The following is a 6,920-nucleotide window of genomic DNA, read 5'->3' on the forward strand; positions in this document are numbered from 1 at the left end:
ACTACGGTTCTGATAGGGCCTGGGCTGCACGGTGAGTTCTGACGGATACATCCGGATGGCAAGGGCGACTGCGTGATGCGCAGTCGCCCTTGCCTTTTGTGGTCACTTTCGTGTCGGCGTGGAGAGCGCGTGTTCTTGAGGAGTGCTGGGGCGCAATGCGTGGTCAAGGTGACGGGCTTGGCTATGGGGTGATGTGTGCGCTGGGGGATAGGTGGCTGCTGCCTGGTGTTCAAATCCCGTCCAAACGACTGAAAACTTGATCGGATCGATATAAGAACTGGCGGAATCACGCGGATTTCGACGCCCTCCCTGAGCGAGTACCTTTCGTTTGGACGGGATTTGGACACCTCTCACCCCGGCTGCGGCCCCTCCACCGTCATTCCACCATGATCTGGACGTTCCAGAACGCAGGTAGGTCCTGATTCTGCCTGCCGTAGGTTCCACCAAGAACGCATCCGACATACGCCAAGCACCGTCATATGCACAGCCGAATGAATGACGCCTTTTCGCCATCTGTACGCAGGGCACCGTTTGGCGCCTGTCCAACTGAGGCTCCTCCGCCCCGGCCTGGCGGCAGACAGGTTAGAACCCGCGGGCTGCCAGTTCGGTCTGCATCTCGATGGTATTGAGGATAATGTCGGTGGGATATGCGCCGTTGATGAAACTGCCCCTCACAATCAGATTGGGTGTCCCGGTCAGTCCGAGAGTGTTGCGGGCATAGTCCGTCTGCGAAGTCACTGCCTGCTGCGTCTCATCGGAAGCGTAATCGTTACGGAACTGGTCCATATCAGGAATTCCAGCCTGCTTGGCAATTTCCTCAACGGACTCATCGGTATAGGTGGGATGATTTCCGTCACCGGCACTATCGTATGCTGCAGCGATGAACTCCCAGAGCTTGTCTTGCTTCGCGGCGGCAATGGTGCCACGTGCGGCCTTATCAGAACCATAGTCTCCGAAGATGACGAAGTTGTGCCACTCCAAGCGGATCTTTCCCTCGTCAGCCATCTCCTCTAGTTTGTCCATAGATTCGGTATGCAGTCGGGTGCACAAAGGACACGAGAAGTCACCAAACACATGGACTGTAACAGGAGCGTCCGCAGGTCCGCGGACCAGCCCTGTATCTCCTTCCTCATCGATTGACAGGGCAAGTTCCCAACCAGGGCTAAGCAAACTGGGCACATAATCGGTTCCGGCGACCCACCCCTTCTCATCGGCGATTTTGGCCTCAGCGACCTGCAGATCGGTGAGTTCTTCCGTAGCGGTAGTCGAAGTGGATGAAGATTCCGTGGGTGATCCGATTGGCGTCGTGGATGCCGTGGTCGGTCCATTGCTGCTCGTATTGTCCCAAGGCCGGATGAGTGCAATGATCAGCGCGATGGCCAGGAGTGCCACCACGACGATAAGGCTGATGATGGCGGGAGAGGTCTTCCGGGTAGCCCCCGCTCCGGGGCTGGCAGGCGGGGCAGCAAATGCTGCACCACCGGGCCGAGGGGCGCCGTCGGTAGTGGATGATCCCTCCCCAGCGGTGAAGTCACCCGAATTCTGCGGGGGTGTCGGTTCCTGTGGTGGCGTATTGCTGTCTGTCATAGCGATCCTTTCTTATCGGCCCGGCATGGGACGGGCCAGAGCTTCGGAGCTGTTGCCGATTGCTGCCAGGCGCAACCGATCCCTGTTCAATACGTTATCAATCTTCGATCCAGTTGTTCAGAGCGCGCATGTACCCCTCGGCATCCTCGTCTTCAAAGATATTGAAGATGATAAGTTCGATAACATCGGTGCCGTGCAACTGCAGCCAGCGATTAACGGTGGAAAGAGCGATATGCGTGGCCTCCTCGAAGGGGAAGCCATTCTTTCCGGTGGACAGGGCGCAGAAGGATACCTGGTGGATATCGCCTTTCTCCGCCGCCAGATCGAGGCATGACGTGTAGCAACGTGCGAGGGCCTCACGGTCGGCGTCGGTCGGATTTCCAGCCGCAGGCCGCGGGCTTACGGTGTGCAGCACATACCGTGCGGGAAGGCGATAGCCGCGGGTCAGCTTGGCTCCACCAATCTCCTCGTTGCTACCCTGCATCTTGTGGATAATCGCGCAATCGTTGCGGATCCATGGCCCGCCCTGCCCCTGGATGTAATTGTCGATACAGGGATGGTGGGGGTCCTTACAGCCGAGCAGATCCGGCATGGCGGCATTGACGACGGCATCCGCCTTCAACTCGCGCACATCTCCACGCCACATGGCAACATTCCGGGCTGAGCCGTAGTCGGAGAACGGCATCATTTCGGAGATACGCATGAGATTGCGCCCGGTTGTCCGCCCGAGGTGCGCGGAGCGACGCGAAAGGAGCACATCAACGGCGTCGGAGACTCCTGGGCTCAGCGGGCCAGGTTCGCGAGTGACAAGCTTGAAGCGTAATGTCTCCCGCAGCGCGTCCTCGTCGATGTTCGCATCGGCAGCGAAAAGCGGCCCGCTACCCGGAGTTGTCAGACCGTCAAGTGCGATTGTTAGTAGTTCAAGATCCGAGCGGGGATCATTGTCCGCAAGCGCTCTGATGGGCTCATCCAAATGAATAGCTTCTCGGTATGCGGAAAGTGGAAGCATAACTCCTCCTTCAACCGGCATTCGTTCCCCTCAAATGTACCGGTATTTGGTGGTCTTGTGCCTCGGCGGGAAGGTGGCGTCCCCCGCACTGCGGCGAGCGGAAGGCAGCGAAGGCATCTGCCCGGGCCGGCGTGGGCGTGTTGTGATCGTGGCGATGATCGGCCGGATCGTGAAACCTCTGCCCGGGCCGGCGTGGGCGTGTTGCAGCACCGCTGCCAGGGGCTTTGCTGGTCGAAGATTCTCGCTACCGGCATTCGGTTGCCACACGGCAACCAGAGGTGCTGCAGTGTCGCGACGGGTTCTCGACGACGTCGCGGCCCTAAGCGGGACGGGACGTGATCGCGCCTCCCGACAGCGACCACTCGCCCCCAGGCGGGATGGGCATGGTCGACTCACGGGTCAGCAGGTTATCTTTGACCTGCTCGACCCCCAGGCCGAACGAGGCACGGTTCTCCTGTAGCGGGCGCCCGGTCTGTCCGGCAGAAGTCTGCCGATGGGAAGACGAATGCGGTCACAGTTGCCGCCTGCCCTGTTTGCGGGCCGAGCTCCCCACGGTTAGTAGCATGTGCCGACTGGATGAGTTCGCGCCGTACTGCACGATGTACCGATAGGCTGAGCATATGACTCAGTGGCTGCTGACATCCGAACTGGCCGAGCGTTTTGATTGTGATTCATACGAGGTGCTTGAAGCGCTGGGCCGAATCGGCTTAGCGGAAGGCGCTCATCCAACGGCGCTTGCGGTTCGCCATGACCTCGCCACCTCAGGTATCGACGACGCCGGCCGGGATGCCGCCTTATGGGATCCCGATGTCACGGTGTTGCTTCTTGGCGTTGGTATGACCCTCAGGCAGGATGCCGGGCCGGTTTTCGACCAGGAAGCACTGTTCGATGATGATCGTGAAGATGACACTGATGCCTACGGCCCTGGATCCGAAAGGCCGGTGGAGGAGAGTGCCGGTATTTCTTCGCGAGTCACTTCACAAGGCGGTCCAGTAGGGACGATTAGACCTGGTTTTGACCGCATCATCGCTACAGACGGTGCATGTTCGGGCAATCCCGGGCCTGGCGGATGGGCATGGGTCGAACAGGTAAGCGGGGCGTGGGAGTCAGGTGGTGCGTCGTCGACGACGAATAACAGCATGGAACTCACCGCCTTGATTAAGGCGTTGGAGTTCGTCGGCCCGGAGGTATCCTTGCTTATTCGTTGTGATTCTCAGTATGTGATCAATGTTGTGACGAAATGGGCACCTACCTGGCGGCGTCGGGGTTGGAAGAAGGCCGACGGTGAACCGGTGAAGAATCGTGAACTTGTCGAAACCCTGCTGGGGCTGTACGAGGCGCGAAGAGGACGCACCGAGGTCGAATGGGTGAAGGGGCATGCCGGCGACGCCGCGAATGAGTTGTGTGACAGACTCGCTTCGGCGCAGGCGCGGACACGATCCGATAGGTGACCGCGCGTGACGATGGCGTGTCCGACAAGGCGGCGTGATCGTTCCAGGACGCCGCACGGACCACCGGTGCGACATCATCTCTGACGGGTCAGCCGAAGGGCATGATCGACTCGTCGATCCTAGAGGTTTACTGCGTCGTTTATCGTGCGGCCCCGATGTGGGTCCTCCTCGAAATGTAGTGGAGTTGGGCACATCTTGCGGATCGCGATCAGATTGAGGAAACCCACAATAGTGGTGAAAACTTGGCTAACAACGCACGTGAGGCGCTTATGTAAACGAATGTAACATTGTTAGCCCATCTGAACTCTCTGCCTTTAGTGTAATCTAAGAACCTAGCACTAGGAGTCTGTGTATCTACTTGTCAGTTCTCCGTGATCACGCCCGGAGAGCTGTTGGTGGCGCATTCGCGCTTTACGATCCTCAGGAGGCATCTATGACAGGGGTCACTCAGTCGGGTTGGCGCAACCGACAACAGGGGCGCATCGCGATAGCATGTATCACCTTATTCGCAATGGTTCTCTCTGTGTTTGGGGTCATTGTTCCTGCGCGCGCTGCGGACAATCCGAACATTGTTATCAGTGATCTGACACTTACCCGTACAAATAACCAGGGCACAGGCGATTGGCCGGGAAAGCTGACGGTCGGCCAGCACGCTCGCCTTGATTTCAAGTGGGATGCGTCGAATGCCGATGTGAAGAGTGGCGACTCCTTCACGATCGATCTCGGCACCTACTTCGAGAATCTTGAGTATCCGAAGACTGCGCCGATGACGGTCACCAACAATGGTGAGCAGATTGAAATTGGATCCTGTGATCTAACGCGCACGCAGGTGGTATGCACCTTTAGCGACAAGGTTGACGAGCTAAAGGCGGCTGGATTTGCCGCATTCCGTGGAACAGGCACAGCACGACTGCGTGCTGTTAAAGCAACAACATCAGAGACGGCCGATATTACGACGAACAATGTCGTTTCCGTTGATCTTCCTGAAACCGGCGGGATTGGCGAGGCTGTTGGTGAAAAGTACCGGGTCTACAATTTCCACAAATGGGCCGGAGCGCTCTGGAGCGAGAAGGGCATGACGTGGGGCATCGACTTCGGAACGAAATATGTGGGGGAGAAGACCGGAACCACTCTCGATGGTAGCCGCCAGACGATTGTCATGACCGACAATCTCGGCGAGGGAATGGAGTTCCGCGCCGGAGACTACCTGAAAGATTGGGTCCTTTATTATCGCGGTACCAACGGTGACGCGACGATGCAGCAGACTCGGCTCACGGATGCCTCGGGTGCTGATGCGACGACCGCGATGGGGGATTTTGACCTAAGCGTCGAGGTAAATGGCAGAACTGCTAAGATCACCGCCACCGGCCCATTCAAGCCGGACTCGAACTACCAGGTCACTTTCCCGGTCACGTTCTCCGGTGGAAAGGTCACTCGAGGTGTGATCTACGGAAACAGTGCGACACTGCATGGCACTGAGGTTCAGGTGCAGGATTCGCGCTACTTTGTGGAGTCCTTCTCTATCACGGTGGAGATGGCGGCAGGCTTCGGTGGTTTTGATATCACCAAGGTTGTTTCCGGCACGGGAGCGGCCAGTGTTCCGGCGGGTACCGAGTTCACCGTCGACGTCAGCTATGAACTGCCTGCTGTTGCCTCAACCTACGAGGACTGGACGGCGCCCGGCATGCTGAGCGCGGATGGGAAAACGGGTACGGCGCAGATGAAGGCCGTCGTCGGTCAAAAGGTGCCCTTCAATGGTACCTTCCCGAAGGGCACGAAGATCGCTCTCGCGGAGGATCCATCGACAAGTACGTACACCGCACTCGGTTGGTCTGATCCGGAATTCCTTATCGACGGTAGGGCCACGAACACGCTCACGATTGGTGATCAGACATCAGTGGCCGTGACACTGACGAACACGACGGCACCGCAAGGAACCTTCGCCATCAAGAAGTTTGTGTCCGGTGCAGATAACGTTACGAGCAAGCAGTTTACTTTTGACTATGAGTGCTCTGACGGCCAGTCCGGAGCGGTCAATGTTCCCGGGGATGGGACGGCAGTGACGGTGGACAAGAGCTTCCCGTTGGGCACAACCTGTAGCATCGTGGAGAATGCTGACACTGCACAGGTGGATGGCTACACCCTGAGCGCTCCCGAGCCGCAGACGGTGACAATCTCGAACGCTTCCACTCTGATCGAGGCGTCATTCACCAACTCTTACACACGGGATCGTGGCTCGTTCTCGGTGAAGAAGGTCGTGCGGGGTGACTACACTGCCACTCCGGGCGAGACATTCACTGTCAACTATCGGTGCGACGACGCCGAAGCGACGTCGGGTTCGCTGAGCGTTCCGGCTGACGGTACGGCTGTCTCGGTGGATGGCCTGCCGACAGGTACGAACTGCGTTATCGGCGAGGATGCGGATTCTGCACAGCGCACCGGCTACGCGCTGGCGGTCGATTATTCGGCGACGAATCTGAGTATTGAGAAGGACACCACGCAGGACGTGACGGTCACCAATGACTACAAGCGTTTGGTTGGTGGATTCTCCATCAGTAAGAAGGTCGATGGTGATGGAGCGAGTTTGGCTCCGGTGAACTTTACCTTTGATTACGCTTGTGTGGACGCGGCAGGTGAGGAGACAGTCTCTGGTACGCTGCAGGTCACGCCAGGTCAGATTGAGGGCGTGGAAGATGTTCCAACTGGTACGTGTGAGATTAGTGAGCGCGATGCGACGGTTAACGGCGCGCAGTTGATGACGTCGTGGACGGTTGATGGTGCGGCTGTCGATGGCGATACGGCTACAGTCAATGTGACCGACGGCGCGAGCGTGGCCGTTGAAGCGACGAATACCTATACGCGTGATCGTGGTT

Annotated in this window: 5 protein-coding genes; 3 read left to right on the forward strand and 2 right to left on the reverse strand. The window is 58.2% G+C overall.

What is annotated here, in order from left to right:
- Positions 1–582 precede the first annotated feature (582 nt).
- Together EKN07_RS12180 and EKN07_RS12185 are read right to left on the reverse strand one after the other, a co-directional pair.
- Positions 583–1,587, reverse strand: a complete 1,005-nt coding sequence (locus EKN07_RS12180) for a thioredoxin domain-containing protein (RefSeq protein ID WP_108714678.1) — start codon at positions 1,585–1,587, stop codon at positions 583–585.
- Between the two features lie 97 nt (positions 1,588–1,684).
- Positions 1,685–2,596, reverse strand: a complete 912-nt coding sequence (locus tag EKN07_RS12185; RefSeq protein ID WP_108714679.1) for a macro domain-containing protein — start codon at positions 2,594–2,596, stop codon at positions 1,685–1,687.
- 286 nt (positions 2,597–2,882) lie between these two features.
- Between EKN07_RS12185 and EKN07_RS12710 the strand changes: the two genes are divergently transcribed.
- The 3 genes from EKN07_RS12710 to EKN07_RS12195 form a co-directional block, all read left to right on the forward strand.
- Positions 2,883–3,056, forward strand: coding sequence for a hypothetical protein (locus EKN07_RS12710; RefSeq protein ID WP_164505377.1), 174 nt, complete (start codon positions 2,883–2,885; stop codon positions 3,054–3,056).
- A 160-nt stretch (positions 3,057–3,216) separates the two neighbouring features.
- Positions 3,217–4,047 carry a ribonuclease H gene (locus EKN07_RS12190; protein WP_108714680.1) on the forward strand — a complete coding sequence of 277 codons (831 nt, stop codon included), beginning with the start codon at positions 3,217–3,219 and terminating at the stop codon, positions 4,045–4,047.
- 433 nt (positions 4,048–4,480) lie between these two features.
- On the forward strand, positions 4,481–6,920 hold a 2,440-nt coding region (locus tag EKN07_RS12195), incomplete at its 3' end, for a DUF5979 domain-containing protein (protein WP_241228198.1).

Origin of the sequence: Actinobaculum sp. 352, assembly GCF_003957265.1 — a bacterium.
GTDB lineage: Bacteria > Actinomycetota > Actinomycetes > Actinomycetales > Actinomycetaceae > Asp313.